The following is a 15594-nucleotide window of genomic DNA, read 5'->3' as shown; positions in this document are numbered from 1 at the left end:
AGGGGCGGGACGGACGGACCGCGCGGCCCCTACCCGGCCGGTCGGGCCCCGAGTCGTCGACGCGGCGTCAGCGGGCCAGGAAGTGCACGCCGAGCCACAGCCACGCCAGCAGGACGACGACGCGGCCCGGGGTGGAGCGCAGGGCGGCCGCCACCGCCTCCGCGGCCGTCGCTGGCCCGGCTCCGCGTCGGGCGGCGACCTCCAGGACGAGGGCGGCGACCAGCAGCGCCGCGAACCCGGTCACCCGGGCCGCCGCGGGCCGGGACGGCCGACCAGCCAGGCGCCGGCCGCCAGCCAGCCGAGCGTCGCCGCACCGCGCGCGACCGGGGAGGCGAGGACCGGGTCGGCCAGGTCGCTGAGCGTCGGCAGGTCGTCGTCGGCGAGGGTGGCCAGCTCCCAGACGACGGCGGCCGCCAGCCAGCCGAGCCACGGCAGGCCGCGCCGGCCGACCCGGGGGGCCTCGGCACCGGCGCGCCGGACCAACCCGACCGCGGCGACGACGAGACCGGCGGCCGTCACGGCCAGAAGGGCGCCCGCGGAGAGCTCGCCCGAGACGGCGACCGCGGTCGCGCAGGCGAGGGCTGCCACCACGCAGGTGAGCCGGCGTCGTCCCCGGGAACACCCCACCCGTGCATGCTGGCGCAGCCGACCGCAGGCGGGTGCTGCTCCTCACCGGGGCGCTGCTGCCGGTGCTGCTCGCCTGGAACAACCTGGTGGTCCACCGGCTGCCGGGCCGGCCCGGGTCCTACGTCGTGGCCGACGTCGCGGCGGCGGGGGTGCTGCTCGCGGCCGCCCGCGCCGCCGGGCTGTCGTGGGCCGAGCTGGGGCTCGACCGCCGGCGCCTCGCGGCGGGGGTGCGGTGGGGCGGGGCCTGTGCGGCGGTCGTCGCGGCCGGCTACGGGACGGCGCTGGCGGTCCCCGCCCTCCGGCCGCTGCTCGCCGACGCCCGGGTGGCCGGCCTCGGCGGCGGGGAGCTCGCCGGTCAGGTGCTGGTGCGGATCCCGCTCGGCACCGTCCTGTGGGAGGAGGTCGCCTTCCGCGGGGTGCTGCTGGCCGCGCTGTCCCGGTTGCTCCCGCGGGCCGGTGCGGTCGGGGTCTCCGCCGCCGTCTTCGGGCTCTGGCACGTGCGGCCCACGCTCGGCGCGCTCGCGGCCAACGACCTGGCCGGCGGGCCGCTGTCGCGCGCCGGGGCCGTCCTGCTGGCCTGCCTGGGCACCGCGGCCGCCGGCGTCCTGTTCGCGGAGCTGCGGCTGCGCAGCGGCAGCCTGGCCGCCCCGGCGCTGCTGCACCTGGCGACGAACTCGCTGGGCCTGCTGGCCGCGGCTGCCGCGCACCGGTGAAGGACCCGGTCCTCGCCACCTTTCGCACGTTCGGAGCGGGCCCCGGGACGGGGCCGCCCTACACTCGCGCGGGATGACGGCGGCGAGGTGGCGGGCGGCCCTCGTCCTCCTGGCGCTGGTGGCCGGTGCGGCGGCGGTGCTCACCAACCTGGCGCTGTTCCCGCTCTACTCGCTCAACCGCGACGACTCCGTCTACGTCGCGTTGGCGCGGCTGCTGCAGACCGGCGCGGTGACCCTCCCGGCCGACCACGACGCCTTCCGGCCCTGGGCGTCGGCGGTGGTCGGCGACCGCATCGTGCTGAAGTACGCCCCGCCCTGGCCGGCGGTCATCGCGGCCGGCGACTGGCTCACCGGGTCGCCGCGGGCGGCGCTGGCGGTCAGTGCCGCGGCCGCGGCCGTGCTGGTCGCCCTGCTGGCCGCCGAGGTGCTGCGCGACCGCGTCGCCGCGCTCACCGCCGGTGCGCTGTTCGCGCTGTCGCCGGTGGTGCTGGTGCAGAGCGGCACGTACCTGCCCTACCTGTCCGCGCTCGCGCTGGGGCTGGGGGCCGCCGTCCTGCTGCTGTCGGGCGCGCGGCTCGGCTCGACGCCGCGGCTGGTGCTCGCCGGCGCCGTGGCCGGCGTGGCGGCCTTCGCCCGGCCCTTCGACGCGCTGCTCACCGTCGCGCCGTTCGGCCTGGCCGTGCTGCTGGCGCGCGACCGCGGCGGGCTGTCCCGGGTCGGGGTCGTCTGGCGGGTCGCCGCCGGGGCACTCCCCGTGCTGGCGCTGACGCTGGTCTACAACGCGGCCGTCGTCGGCGGGCCGCTCCGGCTGCCGTTCACCGTGACCGGCCCGCAGGACACCTTCGGCTTCGGCGAGCGCGGCGTCTTCCCGGAGTACACGGTGGAGTTCACCCCCGCCGACGGGGTGGCCGGCCTGCTGACGAACCTGGTCGGGACGCCGGGCTGGGTGGCCGGCGGGCTGGTGCTGGTGGCGCTCGCCGTCCTCGGCCTGCTGCGGAGCCGCGGCCCCGGGCGGTGGGCGGTCGCGGCCCTGGCCGTCGTCGTCCCGCTGGGCTACCTGCCGTTCTGGGGACCGTGGGCGATGAGCACGCAGTGGGACGGGCTGGCGCTGTTCGGACCGTTCTACTGGCTGCCGGTCGTCGTCCCGCTGGTCGTGCTCGGGGCGGCGGGTCTGGTGCGGGTGGCACGCCGCAACCGGCCGGCGGCCGCCGGCCTCGTCGTCGTCATGGCCGTGCTCACCGCGCTGGCCGTGCCCGGCCCGGTCGCCGGGCACCGGGCGGTGAGCGGGCAGTACCGGGCGGTGCAGCAGGTGGTGGCCGACGCGGATCTGGACGACGCGCTGCTGTTCCTGCCGCGGCGCGGGGACCTGGGCTTCGTCAGCAGCACGCCGTTCCTGGAGAACGACCCGTCGCTGCGGCAGCCGGTGCTCTACGCCGAGCAGCGCGGCGGGGCCGACCTGGCGCTGGCCGAGCGGTTCCCCGGCCGGTCGCTGCACCGGCTGTCCGAGGACGCCGACGCCCCGCCGGTCGTCGAGCCGTTGCAGGTGGACGCCGGGCCGCAGGTCACGCTGCGGCTGCGGCTGACCGCCCCGGCCGGCCGGCCCGACGCCGTCGCGTACCTGACCGCCGGGGACCGCACCCGGGAGCAGCCGCTGCCGCCGTCCGGGGAGGTGAGCTGGACGGTCGGGACCGCGCCGGGGGCGGTGCCCCTGGAGGGGGCCGGCGTGCTCGCCGTCGGCGTGGCGGTCCCGGGGGACGACGGCCCCGCCGGGCGCTGGGAGCGGCGGATCGCGTTCCGCACGGTGGACGGCGGGGCGCGGGTGGAGCTGCTGCGGCCGGGGCAGGCCTGGGCGCGGACCGGGGGCGGGCCGTGGCTGCCCGACGCGGTGGGCAGCCCCGTCGAGGAGATCGCCCCGGTGCGTTGACGTCCCGCGGCCGGACCGGCCCGGGCCCCTCGCCCCTGGTGTCGGGTCGCGCGCGGCGGGAGGGTGCGGCGCGGCCCGGCGACCCGAGGGAGTTCCCGTGCGACAGCTCCGACCCGCCCGCTGGGCGGCCTCAGCGTTCGTCGCCGTCCTGGCACTGGGCGCCTGCGGTGCCGGGCAGGAGGCGGAGACCGCCCGGGAGACCCCGGACGTCGCAGGTGTCGACGGCACGGTGGGGCAGGTGTCGCTCGACGACGTCTTCCTCGACGCCGAGGACACCGTCGAGGCCGGGGCCTCCGTCCCGCTGCGCGGCGTGCTGACGAACGACGCCGAGCACGCCGACCGGCTCGTCGGTGTCAGCACACCGGCGGCGGAGTCCGTCCGGCTGCTCGACGAGTCCGGTGCACCGAGCGCCGACGGCATCGAGCTGCCGGCCGGCGGCCAGGTGGAGGCGGTCAGCGAGGCCGTGCGGATGCAGGTGGAGGGGGTGAACGCGCCGATCTCTCCCACCGACACCGTCCCGGTCACCTTCACCTTCGCGACGGCCGGTGAGGTGGAGCTCGACGTCCCGGTCACCCCCGGCCCCGGTCCGGTGGACTAGGGCCGCCGGCCGCTGGCTGGGTACCCGGTGGGATGCGCAGAGTCCGCACGCGCCGCACCCGGTCCCGGCGGTCCGACCGGGATTCTCCGGACCGCGCCGACCCCGACGCGGACGAGGACATTTCCCTGCGTGGCGGTGCCTCTCGGCACCGCCGGGGAGGAGGACCGGCATGTACGCCAGGACGACCACGGTCCGCGGCGACCCGCGCGCGGTCGACGACGGCATCGCCTTCGCCAGGAGCGAGGTCTGGCCGAGGCTGGAGCGCTTGGACGGCTGTGTCGGGATGTCGATGCTGGCCGACCGCGAGGCGGGGCGGTGCATCGTCACCGTCGCGTGGACCACCGAGGACGCGATGCGGGCCGGCGCGGACGACGTCCGGGAGTTGCGGAGGCGGCTGGACGAGGTGCTGCGCGCGGAGTCCGTCGAGATCGCCGAGTGGGAGGTCGCCGTCCTGCACCGGTCCCGGCCGGCAGGGCAGGCGGCGTGCGTCCGGGCCATCTGGAGCGACGTCCCGGCCGGCCGGGTCGACGGGATGGTCGACGCCTTCCGAATCAGCCTGCTGCCGAGGCTCGACGACCTCCCCGGCTTCTGCAGCGTCAGCCTGCTGGTCGACCGGGCCGGCCTGCGCGCCGTGGCGGCCGTGACCTACGAGGACCGCGCCGCCATGGAGCGGGCCCGGGGGCAGGGTGCCGCGCTCCGTGAGGAGTTCAGCGCGGCCATGGGCTCGACGATCACCGAGGTCGCCGAGTTCGACCTGGCCCTGGCCCACCTGCGCGTCCCCGAGATGGCCTGAGAAACCGTGGCCGGCGCGCCGGGTGCGTGCCGGCCGGTCCCGCCCCTCCGGCGCCGGCCCGTCGGCGTCAGACCGCCGGCGGCTGCCGCGGCGGGGGGACGTCGGCGACCAGGGTCGTGTGCAGCCGCCGCATGCCGCTGCGCATCCGCGTCTTGACCGTGCCCAGCGGAGCGCCGGTGTGCTGGGCGATTTCGCGCTGGGTGAGCCCGCCCCAGTAGGCCAGCAGGATCGCGTCGCGCTGGGTGGCCGGCAGGGCGGTGACCGCCGACCGCACGTGCCCGGCCGCCGACCGGTCCGCGGCGACCTCGGCGGGATCGGGCGGGGCCGGCTGCAGCAGGGCCAGCTTCTCGGCCGCGCCGGCGGTGCGCTGCTGGGCGGCCTCGCGGCGGACGACGTCCACCGCCTTGTGGTGCACCAGGGCGAGCAGCCACGGCCCGAACTCCCCGCGCGCCGGGTCGTACGCCGTGGGACGGCGCCACCAGGCGAGCAGGGCCTCCTGCACGACGTCCTCGGCCAGGGCGTCGTCGATGACGATCCGGCGGGCCAGCGCCAGCGCTCGGCCCGCATACCGGTCGAACACGTCGGCGAGGAGGTCGCCGGGGACCGGGTCGTGCCCGGGCCCGCCCGGTCCTCCGGTGATGGTCACCACAGGTGGATGGTGCACGACCCGGTTGCCCAAACCCGAGTCCACCCCTTCGAGTGGTCGCGCGTCCTCCGGGGGCCGCGCCCGTGCGCCGGCGCCTCAGGTCGTCGGTGCCCAGCCGAGTGCGGGGCCGAGGCGGGTCGCGATGTCGGTGAGGATCTGCTCGTAGTCCTCCGGCGCGAAGTCGAACGGCAGCGCGAAGACCACCTCGGAGACCTCCCGGAAGCCGGCGTGGGCGTACAGCTGCTCGGCGATCGCCGATGAATCGCCGAGCAGGTCGCGGGCGAAGAGCATCCGGGCGGGGCCCTGCGGGGACGTCGTCCGCGGGGTGCGGGCCGCGACGTAGGCGGCGTACCGGCGACGCTGGTCGGGCGTGGCGCTGTCGGTGGGGATGACGACCAGCCCCTGCGAGACCCGGCCGGTGGGGTTCGCCGCCCGGAACGCCTGCACGTGGGAGGCCTGGACCTCGGCGAAGTCCTCCGACTCCTCTGCCTTCACCACCGACGACGTCAGGAACTGCAGGCCGTGCTCGCCGGCCCACTGCGCCGAGCGCAGGCTGCCGCCGCCGTACCAGGTGCGGCCGGCCAGGCCGGGGGAGTGCGGCTGCACCCGGTCCGACCACTCCTCGACGACGCCCTCCCGGCCGGCGAAGGTCGATGCCCGCTCGCCGCGCAGGAACCGCAGCAGCCGCTCCACCCGGCCGTAGCCGAAGTCCTCGCGGTCGGCGGTGTCGGGGTAGAGCGCGGCCTTGACGTCGTCCCAGTGCATCGGCGGGCCGACGCTGATGCCGGGGTGGAGCCGGCCGCCGGAGAGCACGTCGACGGTGGCGAGGTCCTCGGCCAGTCGCAGCGGGTTCTCCCACGCCAGCGGGGTCACGGCGGTGCCCAGGGAGATGCGGTGGGTGCGCTGGGTCGCCGCGGCGAGGACGGCGACCGGCGAGGAGATGCCGTGCTGCAGGTGCCGGTGCCGCAGCCAGGCACTGTCGAACCCGAGCCGCTCGCCGAGCTCGACCATCGCCAGCGTCGCCTCGTGACCCGGCCCGGGGTCGGCCGGGTCGAAGGTGCCGATGGTCAGGAAGCCGAGCTGGTCCAGCGGGGTCCCGGGTGCGGGCATGGGGGCGGCTCCTCGGTCGGGGACGTTGATCGCATCATGCGCGCCGGCACTGCCGCGGGTGCCTCCGAGCGGTCGACCAGCGGCCACCCCTGCCGCGCCCGGCGAATCCCCACGTCGGACGATCGACGAGTCGCGGACGCGGCCCCCGGGCTTCGCAGACCACCGTGCCTGAGCCTCCGATGGGACCAGCGCCGGACGCTTGCTCCGACGGCCGGTCCCGCAGCAGCGGGCTCACCCGGGAGCCGCCGCATGCAGGCCGGGCCCGCAGCCGCCGTTTGTCTCTGAGCGGCCCACTACGGGAACATCTGGGCTCAGCGGTGGGACCTGTTGTCGCGGCCGACATGGACGACTCTGGTGATGAGGAGGATGAAGATCGCCAGTTGGACAACGGCTACCACCAGGGCAAGCCGCCCAGCGTCGCCGCTGATCAACAACCACAGGTTGAGCACGCCTACGAGCACGATCAGCGCGCCCCAGACCCACATCTCTCGGCGGCTCAGTCCTGCCGGAGGACGAGCCTCGTCTGGCATGCGCCCGACTTCGAGGCCACCGTTCGACGGTGGCTCCCTGCCTCAACCGATCGGAGCACGAGCCAGTACGGGGGCTGGATGGGTCCCACAGGCCGCCCTCGAGGTCAATCTCGGCGGGTGTCCCACAGCGGCTCACTCAGGGACACGGGTGACGGTGCCGATGATGCTGTCGTGGCCCGCGCCGAAAGGCTGACCAGAGCACAGCGTCGCGCGCTCCGAGCGGCGGTCCCGGCCGAAGGCGTGTACGGCGTTGATTCGAAGGACGCCGGAGCCGACTCGTGGATCGGCCGCTACGTCTTCTGGGCCGAATCCGTGGATGACGCCAAGCGGCGCAGGCGCGAGGCCGGGTTCCATCACAGGCAGATCACGGCCCAGTGGAGTCCCGGCCAGACGCCGCCAGAGGGGCTGCCGTCAGAGCTTCGCGGGGGCGACGGTCATTGGTACCGAAGCCGGCTCGACCATGGCGGCTGGACCCCCTGGGAACAACTACCCGCCGACTACAGGCATCCGCCGCAGGGCCTCGCCGCCGAGTACCCGTCGTCCCGGTAGATCGGTCCCAGAGCGGCTCACCTAGGGACAGTTCCAGAGAACCCACCGAAGGGCCGAGATGTGCCGCACCGTTCTGGAGCTGCTACTCGCCGCTAGCGTCTGACGACGTGACTCTGTCGTCGTGGGTTGCTCGAGCCCTGGGGGATCTCGATTTCAGCATCGCCGTCGTCGTCTTCACGACGCGGGAGAGGGAGCTGCGCCGCATGGACGTGGCAACCGGGCCGTGCGTTCCTACGGGCGGCCGCAAGCGGTCGCTCGCCGGCCCTTCCCGCCAGGACCTTGGCGAGACGCCCCGGCATACAGCGGCTCTGCTGACCGCGCTCACCGGTGAGCCTGCCGCCGGTGCACTGGAGGTCGTCGCTCGGGAGGGCAAGGGTGTTCTGCACGTGTGCACCGAACGCTTCGTCAACGCCATGGCGGACGCGCGTGAGGAACTCGTCCGACTCGCCGCCGAGGATCAGGCGAGGGGGAGCCGTCTTCGGGACGCGCGGATGGAGCAGTACGACAAGGCCTGGCGAAGTGCGACCACGTGGCCCCGACGTGTCGAGTCGACGTCACATCGGCTTGTTCGGCTGGATTGGGCGCTGACAGCGCGGGAGCGTGGAGAGACGCTCTACTGCTGGCACGGCCCGTCTGCACCGATGTACGAGGTGGTCGTCCATCTGGGTCCATGAGGCGAAGTCCTGAGTCAGTAGGTACGTTCCTCAAGCCCTCGCGGCGAGCCAACTGGCCGTCCCATGGCGGCCCACTATGAGACACGCGCACTGTCGGCTGCCCCGCCGCCCATCGCCCCCGCTGCGGCCACCCCGACGGCGAGCGGAGCGACACCGAGGATGCCGGTGGCCCACAAGGTGTTGGCGACTCCGGCCAGTGAGAGTCCCGGGATCAGGAGCGACCAGGACAGCGCGAACAGCGGCACGGTGACCACTCCCGTCCCCAACGCGGCAGTCCACCGAGCGCGGCGTCCGCGATGGCGGAACAGCGAGCCGGCCAAGACCGCGGGGATGAACGTGAACAGCCAGTGGAAGATCGGGATCGGGGCACCGAAGTCGATCGTCGACAACGCCGCCGCATACAGCGCGTTCCACAGCAGCGCCGCTGCAGCCAGCACCACGAGGGCCGACCAGGCCCACGCCAGGAGGTCGCGTGGACCCAGGTCGGCCTCCCGCCAGGTGAGCGCCACCGCGGTGGCGATGCTGACGACGGCGCCTACGAGCAGGAACACCCACAGCGCACCCGGCACGTCGGCAACCAGCCACAGTGATGACTGCGACCACACCGGCGGCGGCCACGGCAGCAGGCCCAGCGTCGCTGCGCTCAGCCCGAGGACAGCGGTAGCCAGCATTGGCGCTGTCGGGATGCCTGACGGACCGTCTGCGGGCGGCGGCGCAGGGCTGGCTGGCTGCATGCCCAGCACTGTGTCCCCGCCCGTCGCAGACGTCGAGGGAGGATCATCGAAGAGGGTGACGACCACCCGCCCAAGTCATGTCTCTGAGCGGCCCACTTTGGGACAGGAACCTCTGCCCGTCTCCGTCGGCACTCACCCGGGCTAGCTGTACTGACCACGGACGTTGGTGACGGCGTCCGGTGACATGAGGAAGACCTCCGGGTGAGGTGTGGAGCTGTCTAAGAACCGCTCCTCAGCCCGGAGGTCTTCGTGTCTCACGCTAACGCCACCCTGACCCCGCGTGGCCGGGTTCTGCTGGCCCGTTGCGTCGTGGAGCAGGGCTGGACGCTGCGGCGGGCGGCCGAGCGGTTCCAGACCTCGGCGACCACCGCGGCCCGCTGGGCCCGGCGCTACCGCAAGCAGGGCGCAGCGGGCATGGTCGACCGGCCCAGCCGCCCGCACCGCAGTCCGCGGCGCACGCCCACCCGTCTGGAGCGGCGGATCATCAAGGTCCGGGTGATCCGGCGGTGGGGGCCGGCTCGCATCGGTTTCCTGCTCGGCGTGCATCCCTCCACCGTCTATCGGGTGCTCTCCCGCTACCGCCTGGCCCGCCTGACCTGGCTGGACCGGCCCACCGGTCGCGTCATACGCCGCTACGAGCACGCCGCCCCGGGGGATCTGGTGCACCTGGACGTGAAGAAGCTGGGCCGCATCCCCGACGGCGGAGGCTGGCGCATCCACGGCCGGCACCACCGGCCCAACCGGCACCGCGGACAGGGCTACTCGTTCCTGCACACCGCCATCGACGACCACTCCCGGCTGGCCTGCTCCGAGCTGCTGGCCGACGAGCGTAAGGAGACCGCGGCCGCCTTCTGGACCCGCGCGCACGCCTACTTCGCCAGCTGCGGCATCACCGTTTGCCGGGTGCTGACCGACAACGGCGCCTGCTACCGGTCGTTCGACTTCCGCGACGCCCTCGCCGGCATCACGCACAAACGCACCCGCCCCTACCGGCCAGCCACCAACGGCAAGGTCGAACGCTTCCACCGCACCCTGCTCGAGGAATGGGCCTACGCCCGCCCCTACGCCAGCAACGCCGAACGCGAAGCTGCCTATTCGGCCTGGCTACACCGCTATAACCATCACCGCGGCCACACCGCACTCGGCGGTCACCCACCGGCCAGCCGCGTTACCAACCTCAGTGGTCAGTACAGCTAGCCACCGAGTCGATTGCGACGGCGCTTCCGCATGATCCGGTCCCAGACGAGTACGGCCCCCAGCCAGATGGAAATGACAACCATCATGATTGCCGTCAGGACCGCCAGATCCTTCGGCGGGGCAGGCGTTCCAAACAAGAGGACCTGGATGATCGAGAAGCCGACGACCAGCCCGAGGAAGACGAGCGCTCCCGCGACTCTCGAAGGGCGCTTCTTCCCACGAACCTCTTGCCTTGCCACACCTACATGATCGGCGAGGAGCAGAGCAGTTTGACTCCGCCCGTTCGACGGTGCCGGGCCGGGCGTCACCGACCATGCCGATCGCACGTCCTGGTGTCCCATAGGCCGCCCTCTGTCCCTGAGCGGCCCACTCAGGGACAGGGCGAGCACCTCGCTCGACCGCACGGCCAGTACGACAACGAACCACTTCAGGGGAGTTGTGGGCGCCTCGATCTGCAACCGCCCTACGACGCTGGGCGACGTTATGTGCGCAGTGACATCGTCTTATCGGACGTCGCCGCTAGCGTCTCACGTATGACTGAAGACCAAGGCGGCGGAAATCAGTTGGTGGGGTTGCTCGCTAGGGCAGGAGCCGCCGGCGTTGCCGCCGCGGCGGGGTTGGCGGTCGCCGGACCCGCCGGCGGCATGATCGGCTCGGCTGCGAGCCAGATGGCTGTCGACCTAACCGAGGCGATGGCCAGCAAGCTGGGCGAGCGGCGGCGGCAGCGAACGGCCGTCCCAGTTGAGCATGCAGCCGAGTGCCTTGGTATCGCCGTCCCGGAAGTGACCGACCGCCTGACCGATGAGCCAGAGCTTGAACACGTCACGACTACCGTCTTGATTGGCGCACTCTCGACCGAGTCTCACGAGAAGTTGCTATTCCTCGGCCGGGTCTTAGCTAATGTACTGACAGACCGGGCAGTGCTGGAAGAGGAACAGTTTCTGGCGCAGGCCATTGCGGCAATCGAAGCACCGCACGTCCGGCTACTCGACCTGATTGAGAGCCAGCAGACCAAGTCGGGGCGAATCGTAAGTCAGTACGCGCTCGGCGGCGCCGAGCTCGGCGCGGCCTTCAGCGCAGTCCTCAAGACACTCGAATCAGTCGGCTTGATCGCCAGCAGTTCCATAGTCGAGATGAGGAACGGGCCGATGCCCAGGCATCCAACTCCTGGCGAGAAGCCGCCGCAGGTTCCCGTGGCGACACCCCATTGGGTGGCCACGGAGCTGGGTAAGGCGCTGCTGAAGCGGTTGCGGGAGATCGCCGCTGGAGACATCCCGAGCGACCAGTGTGTCGTTCTCTGACACCTCATCGCAGACCTCCCGAAGAGAACGCAGAATTGGTGGGACGCATCTCGGTCTGCCCGAAGTCGGCAAGGGACCTGCGGTACGGCTTGAGTCGTCCAAGGCGGACGCCCTGAGCGGCCCACTACGGGACACGTAGACAGCGCCCTCCAGTGAGGTACTCGTAGCTATGGTCGCCGCATGAGCGACGAGCAGCCGCTGCTCGCCCTCCTGTGGCCGCTCGCCCGCGGCAGGAACACCGGCGAAGCGGAGGCCTGGGGTCTCCGGTTGGTCGGTCCAGAGCGCACCGAGCGACTGGCTCACGGTGGACGACGACGAGGCTTCCATGGCCCACGCGGCCGCCGCTGGCGCGGTCTCGTCTGGGACAGCGAGGCCGACGTAGTCCATGACCTGGAAGCTCTGGGGTGGACGCTCGTCGAACGGCGGCCTCCCAGCCATCACGTGACCGTCTTGACGCTCTCCAAGTCCGACGCCGAGATGGGGCCGGAGCAGTGGGACCCGAGTCGGCCCACCGGCCCCGTCAAGCGGCTCTTGAAGCGGCTACTTGCGCAGAGGCTGGGCAGCCCGCATGTCGCCCCCACAGGGACGTGGCCGCATGACTCATAGCGGCCCACTCTGGGACAGGTCGTTCGCCGCGTCCCGTGTACGTGCAGCGGCGGGGCAACCGTTCAGGCGACCTGACTGGTGCTGCGGTCCGCCCCAGGTGATCATGACGACGTGCCGCCACCGACGCCCGTCCGCCGGAGGACAGGGCCATGACGACGTCGGGTCAGAAGGCTGGTGTCGCGCTCACGGTCGTGGCCGATGCCCTGTGGTCGGTCGTCGTCATCGCCATCCTGGCGACCCCGCCGGAAGACGGCGCGAACATCGGCGCGGGAGTCCTCGCCCTACTCGCCCTGCCGCTGTCCATCGTGGCGGCGGCCGTGCTGATCACCACGGCGGCCTCGACGGCACCTCGTGTGGCGAGTGCCGCCTCCATCGCACTGTGGGCGGTCTGCGTGGCCCTTTCTTGGACCTACGTCGGACTGGCGGCGATCCTGGCCCTCAGCACGAGCGCCGTCCTCGTCGGCACGGCTCACCGACGCCAACGGCGCTAGCGGGCTCTTGACCAAAGGCTGTCCACGCGACTCGCGGGTGCCTCTAAAGCCGCCTTCAGGGACGCGGGCGGTAGCGCACGTACTTCATGGGCAGGCCCTCGTCGTCACGTCCGACCGTCCAGAACTGTCAGACCTCGAACGTATGTTCGGGTCATGACGTCAGCCGGCTCCGTGCGCACGCCGATCGAGGCCGCGCTGGTCGGCCGGCTGCTGGAGCGGCCGCCGACCCCGCAACGGTTGCCGGTGGGCGCACTGACCCGGGCGGAGAAGGCCGCGGAGCTGCAGCGCCTGCAGGCGCGCAAGGCGATGGACGCCGCCTACGAGGCCGAACTGGTGCTGGGCCTGGCCGATGACACCCCCGACACCTTGGACCCGCCGCCCGGGCACCCGGGTGCGCGGAAGGGGTCGTGGGCTGCGGACACCGAGCTGCCCGGCGTGTCGGAGTTCTTCCCGGCCGAGCTGGCGGTGGTGCTCAACTGCGGCCGGGGCACCGCCGCGCACCTGGCGCACCGGGCCTGGGTGTACCGGGAGAGCCTGCCGGCCACCTGGGCCGCGCTCGCGGCCGGCACCCTGGACGAGGCGCGGGCCAAGGTGCTGGTCGACGTGCTCGCGCACACCTCCCCGGCGATCGCCCGGGCGATCGAGTCCCGGCTGCTACCCGGAGCCGGGCAGCTGTCGACCGGCCGACTGAGGGCCAAGGCGCTGGCGCTGCTGCTCGAGCGGGACGCGGCCGCCATCGACGGGCGGCGCAAGGCCGCGCGCCGGCAGGCCGACGTGCGCGTCTACCCCGCCTCCCGGGAGGGGATGGCCACGCTGGCCGCGGAGCTGCCCGCCGAGCAGGCCGCGGAGGGCTACGACCTGATCGACCAGCTGGCCCGGATGGCCAAGGCCGACGGCGATCCGCGCCCGATCGGGCAGCTGCGGGCCGAGGTGTTCTCCCGGCTGATCCGCCGCCCCGCCGACTCCGGCCTGCCCGCGGCCACCGCGCACGTCACGGTCACCGCGGCGCTGGACGCCCTGGAGGGCGGCTCGAACACCCCGGGGTCGGTGGCCGGGCTGCCGATCACCGCCGCCCACCTCCGCGAGCTGCTGGCCCGGATCGGTGCGCTGGGGCTGCGCGCACCCGAGGGCGGGTCGCTGACCTTCGCGCTCACCGACCCCGACGGGCGGCTGCTGGCCACCACCACCCCGGCGCAGCTGGCCCAAGCCGCCCGCCGCGGCTGCCGGGACCACCCAGCAGACGACTGCGGCTGCCCCGTCCTGGGCGCACCGCCGGCCACCAACGCGTATGAGCCCACCGCCGCCCAGCACGCCTTCGTCACCACCCGCGACCGCACCTGCCGCTTTCCCACCTGCGGCCAGCGGGTCGGCTGGACCGACCGCGACCACGTCCTCCCGCACGCCGACGGCGGCGAGACCGACTGCGCCAACCTGTGCTGCCTGTGCCGCTCCCACCACCGGCTCAAGACCTTCGCCCGCGGCTGGCGGTTCACCATGACCCCCGACGGCACCCTGACCGTCACCACCCCCTCCGGGATCACCCGCACCACCCGACCACCCGGCACGCGCCCACCGGCACCGGAACCGCCGCAGACCACCGGCTCCCCGCCGACGCGGGCCGCCCCGGACGACGACCTGCCACCGTTCTGACCGCCAGCGGACGCGTCTGTCTGCCTGTGCCCGGGAGCCACCCGGGCACACGGGCGTCAACCTCGGGCCGCGAAGTGGAGGAGGTCGGCGAGCACGGTCCCGGGGTCCGGGCCGAGGACGCCGACCTCCATCCCGGAGCGGTGCTCGACGGATGCGGTGCCGTCCGCGGCGAACCCCACCGCGCCGCCCGGGAGCTCGGCTGCCGCCAGCGTCCCGGACCGGGCGGCGACCGAGATCCAGACGGCGGCTGCCTGCAGGTCCCAGCCGACCGGCGTCGCGGCGCGGGCCCAGCCGGGCTGCCCGGTGGGCGGCGGGGAGACGGGGCCGGCCGCGGCCCACAGCTCGCGCAGCGAGGCCACCGGCCGGGCCGCTCCGGTCGGCGTCGCGAGCAGGTAGCCGCCGCGCCAGGGCGTGACGCGCATCCGCCGGGCGCTGAGCAGCCGGCCGGCGGCCGCCGCGCGGACGGCCCGCTCGGCGGGGCCGGCGCCGGCGAGCACGTCCTCCCACGGCGCGGCGACGCGGCCGGTGCCGCAGGCGCCGCACACCGGGTCAGGCCGGGCGGGGCGAACGGCGCAGGAAGTCCTGCGCGATCTCGTCGAAGGTCACCCAGCGGACGCCGTCGTGGCCCTTGATGTGCGCGATGACCCGCTCCAGCGCCATCAGCACCTGCGGCCGCCCGGCGACGTCGGGGTGGATGGTCATCGTGAACGCGGCGTAGTCCTGCTCGCGGTACACCCAGTCGAACTGGTCGGTCCACATCTGCTCGATGTCACGCGGGCTGACGAAGCCGTGGCTGTTCGGGCTGGACTTGACGAACATCATCGGCGGCAGGTCGTCGAGGTACCAGTTCGCCGGGATCTCCACCAGCTCGGTCTCCCGGCCGCGCACCAGCGGCTGCATCCACGTCTCGGCCGGCTGCGAGTAGTCGATCTTCGTCCAGCTGTCGCCGACCCGGACGTAGTAGGGCTCGAAATCCCGGTGCATGAGCGAGTGGTCGTAGGCGATGCCGCGCTCGAGCAGCAGCTCGTTGGTGACGGGGGAGAACTCCCACCACGGCGCGACGTAGCCGGTCGGCCGCCGTCCGGCCCGCTGCTCGATGAGGTCGATGCAGCGGTCCAGCACCGCCGCCTCCTGCTCGCGGGTCATCGCGATCGGGTTCTCGTGGCTGTAGCCGTGCACGCCGATCTCGTGCCCCGCCGCCACGCAGGCGTCGAACTGCTCCGGGAACGTCTCGATCGAGTGCCCCGGCCAGAAGAAGGTCTGGGTCAGCCCCTCGCGGCGGAACAGCTCCAGGATCCGCGGCACGCCGACCTCGCCGGCGAACAGCCCCCGCGAGATGTCGTCGGGGGAGTCCTCCCCGCCGTAGGACCCCAGCCATCCGGCCACCGCGTCGATGTCGACGCCGAAGGACACGAAGATCTCCTTGGCCATGCCCGTTCCCCTCTCGGTGT

The 15594-nt window shown here is 73.5% G+C and carries 19 protein-coding genes; 11 read left to right on the top strand and 8 right to left on the bottom strand.

Features of this window, described 5'->3' with window-relative positions:
• Positions 1-67 precede the first annotated feature (67 nt).
• Positions 68-244, bottom strand: a complete 177-nt coding sequence (locus BLR12_RS24370; protein WP_176832392.1) for a DUF6186 family protein — start codon at positions 242-244, stop codon at positions 68-70.
• On the bottom strand, positions 241-627 hold the full coding sequence (locus BLR12_RS07035; RefSeq protein WP_091375439.1) for a hypothetical protein: 387 nt from the start codon (positions 625-627) through the stop codon (positions 241-243). The genes BLR12_RS24370 and BLR12_RS07035 overlap by 4 nt, the downstream gene beginning before the upstream one ends.
• A 2-nt stretch (positions 628-629) precedes the next feature.
• Here BLR12_RS07035 and BLR12_RS07030 point away from each other — a divergent pair, with 2 nt between their 5' ends.
• From BLR12_RS07030 to BLR12_RS07015, 4 genes are all read left to right on the top strand, one after another.
• Entirely contained in the window at positions 630-1340 is a 711-nt protein-coding gene (locus tag BLR12_RS07030; protein WP_255363345.1) for a CPBP family intramembrane glutamic endopeptidase, read from the top strand.
• Positions 1341-1413: 73 nt separating this feature from the next.
• On the top strand, positions 1414-3264 hold the full coding sequence (locus tag BLR12_RS07025; RefSeq protein ID WP_091375434.1) for a hypothetical protein: 1851 nt from the start codon (positions 1414-1416) through the stop codon (positions 3262-3264).
• A gap of 97 nt (positions 3265-3361) precedes the next feature.
• On the top strand, positions 3362-3862 hold the full coding sequence (locus BLR12_RS07020) for a copper chaperone PCu(A)C domain-containing protein (RefSeq protein WP_091375432.1): 501 nt from the start codon (positions 3362-3364) through the stop codon (positions 3860-3862).
• A gap of 169 nt (positions 3863-4031) precedes the next feature.
• Positions 4032-4655 (top strand): hypothetical protein, encoded by a 624-nt coding sequence (locus BLR12_RS07015; protein WP_091375429.1) that lies wholly within the window; start codon positions 4032-4034, stop codon positions 4653-4655.
• A 67-nt stretch (positions 4656-4722) separates the two neighbouring features.
• On the opposite strand, the gene BLR12_RS07010 is transcribed toward BLR12_RS07015, so the two are convergent.
• The 3 genes from BLR12_RS07010 to BLR12_RS24365 all read right to left on the bottom strand — a co-directional run bounded on the left by BLR12_RS07010 (position 4723) and on the right by BLR12_RS24365 (position 6896).
• Positions 4723-5301: a sigma-70 family RNA polymerase sigma factor gene (locus BLR12_RS07010; protein WP_176832391.1), complete on the bottom strand. Its 579-nt coding sequence runs from the start codon at positions 5299-5301 to the stop codon at positions 4723-4725.
• Between the two features lie 96 nt (positions 5302-5397).
• Entirely contained in the window at positions 5398-6411 is a 1014-nt protein-coding gene (locus BLR12_RS07005) for an LLM class flavin-dependent oxidoreductase (protein ID WP_091375424.1), read from the bottom strand.
• Between the two features lie 311 nt (positions 6412-6722).
• Positions 6723-6896, bottom strand: coding sequence for a hypothetical protein (locus tag BLR12_RS24365; protein WP_176832390.1), 174 nt, complete (start codon positions 6894-6896; stop codon positions 6723-6725).
• A 216-nt stretch (positions 6897-7112) separates the two neighbouring features.
• On the opposite strand from BLR12_RS24365, the gene BLR12_RS07000 reads away from it, so the two are divergent.
• Complete coding sequence (locus BLR12_RS07000; RefSeq protein WP_143018722.1) at positions 7113-7490, top strand: hypothetical protein; 378 nt, start codon at positions 7113-7115, stop codon at positions 7488-7490.
• 107 nt (positions 7491-7597) lie between these two features.
• The gene (locus BLR12_RS06995; protein ID WP_091375418.1) at positions 7598-8164 is read left to right on the top strand and encodes a hypothetical protein; all 567 of its coding nucleotides are present in this window, start codon (positions 7598-7600) and stop codon (positions 8162-8164) included.
• A 74-nt stretch (positions 8165-8238) separates the two neighbouring features.
• Here the strand turns inward: BLR12_RS06995 and BLR12_RS06990 are convergent, their stop codons facing one another.
• Positions 8239-8898 carry a hypothetical protein gene (locus BLR12_RS06990; RefSeq protein WP_143018721.1) on the bottom strand — a complete coding sequence of 220 codons (660 nt, stop codon included), beginning with the start codon at positions 8896-8898 and terminating at the stop codon, positions 8239-8241.
• Between the two features lie 249 nt (positions 8899-9147).
• Here BLR12_RS06990 and BLR12_RS06985 point away from each other — a divergent pair, with 249 nt between their 5' ends.
• The 5 genes from BLR12_RS06985 (at position 9148) to BLR12_RS06965 (ending at position 14143) form a co-directional block, all read left to right on the top strand.
• A complete protein-coding gene (locus BLR12_RS06985) occupies positions 9148-10095 on the top strand; it encodes an IS481 family transposase (protein WP_091375412.1) in 948 nt (315 codons plus the stop codon).
• A 533-nt stretch (positions 10096-10628) separates the two neighbouring features.
• Positions 10629-11396 carry a hypothetical protein gene (locus BLR12_RS06975; RefSeq protein ID WP_143018720.1) on the top strand — a complete coding sequence of 256 codons (768 nt, stop codon included), beginning with the start codon at positions 10629-10631 and terminating at the stop codon, positions 11394-11396.
• A 180-nt stretch (positions 11397-11576) separates the two neighbouring features.
• A complete protein-coding gene (locus BLR12_RS23940; RefSeq protein WP_143018719.1) occupies positions 11577-12002 on the top strand; it encodes a hypothetical protein in 426 nt (141 codons plus the stop codon).
• Between the two features lie 149 nt (positions 12003-12151).
• Positions 12152-12493 carry a hypothetical protein gene (locus BLR12_RS06970; protein WP_091375403.1) on the top strand — a complete coding sequence of 114 codons (342 nt, stop codon included), beginning with the start codon at positions 12152-12154 and terminating at the stop codon, positions 12491-12493.
• Positions 12494-12646: 153 nt separating this feature from the next.
• Positions 12647-14143: an HNH endonuclease signature motif containing protein gene (locus BLR12_RS06965; protein WP_091375399.1), complete on the top strand. Its 1497-nt coding sequence runs from the start codon at positions 12647-12649 to the stop codon at positions 14141-14143.
• Positions 14144-14199: 56 nt separating this feature from the next.
• Here the strand turns inward: BLR12_RS06965 and BLR12_RS06960 are convergent, their stop codons facing one another.
• Together BLR12_RS06960 and BLR12_RS06955 are read right to left on the bottom strand one after the other, a co-directional pair.
• Positions 14200-14688, bottom strand: coding sequence for a hypothetical protein (locus BLR12_RS06960; protein ID WP_091375394.1), 489 nt, complete (start codon positions 14686-14688; stop codon positions 14200-14202).
• Between the two features lie 4 nt (positions 14689-14692).
• Positions 14693-15574: a polysaccharide deacetylase family protein gene (locus BLR12_RS06955; RefSeq protein WP_091375390.1), complete on the bottom strand. Its 882-nt coding sequence runs from the start codon at positions 15572-15574 to the stop codon at positions 14693-14695.
• Positions 15575-15594 lie beyond the last annotated feature (20 nt).

Source organism: Geodermatophilus sp. DSM 45219 (assembly GCF_900104025.1).
In the GTDB taxonomy this organism is placed as follows: Bacteria; Actinomycetota; Actinomycetes; order Mycobacteriales; family Geodermatophilaceae; genus Geodermatophilus.
The sequence above is the reverse complement of the archived record's forward strand: the minus strand, read 5'-3'. Positions and strand labels throughout refer to the sequence as shown.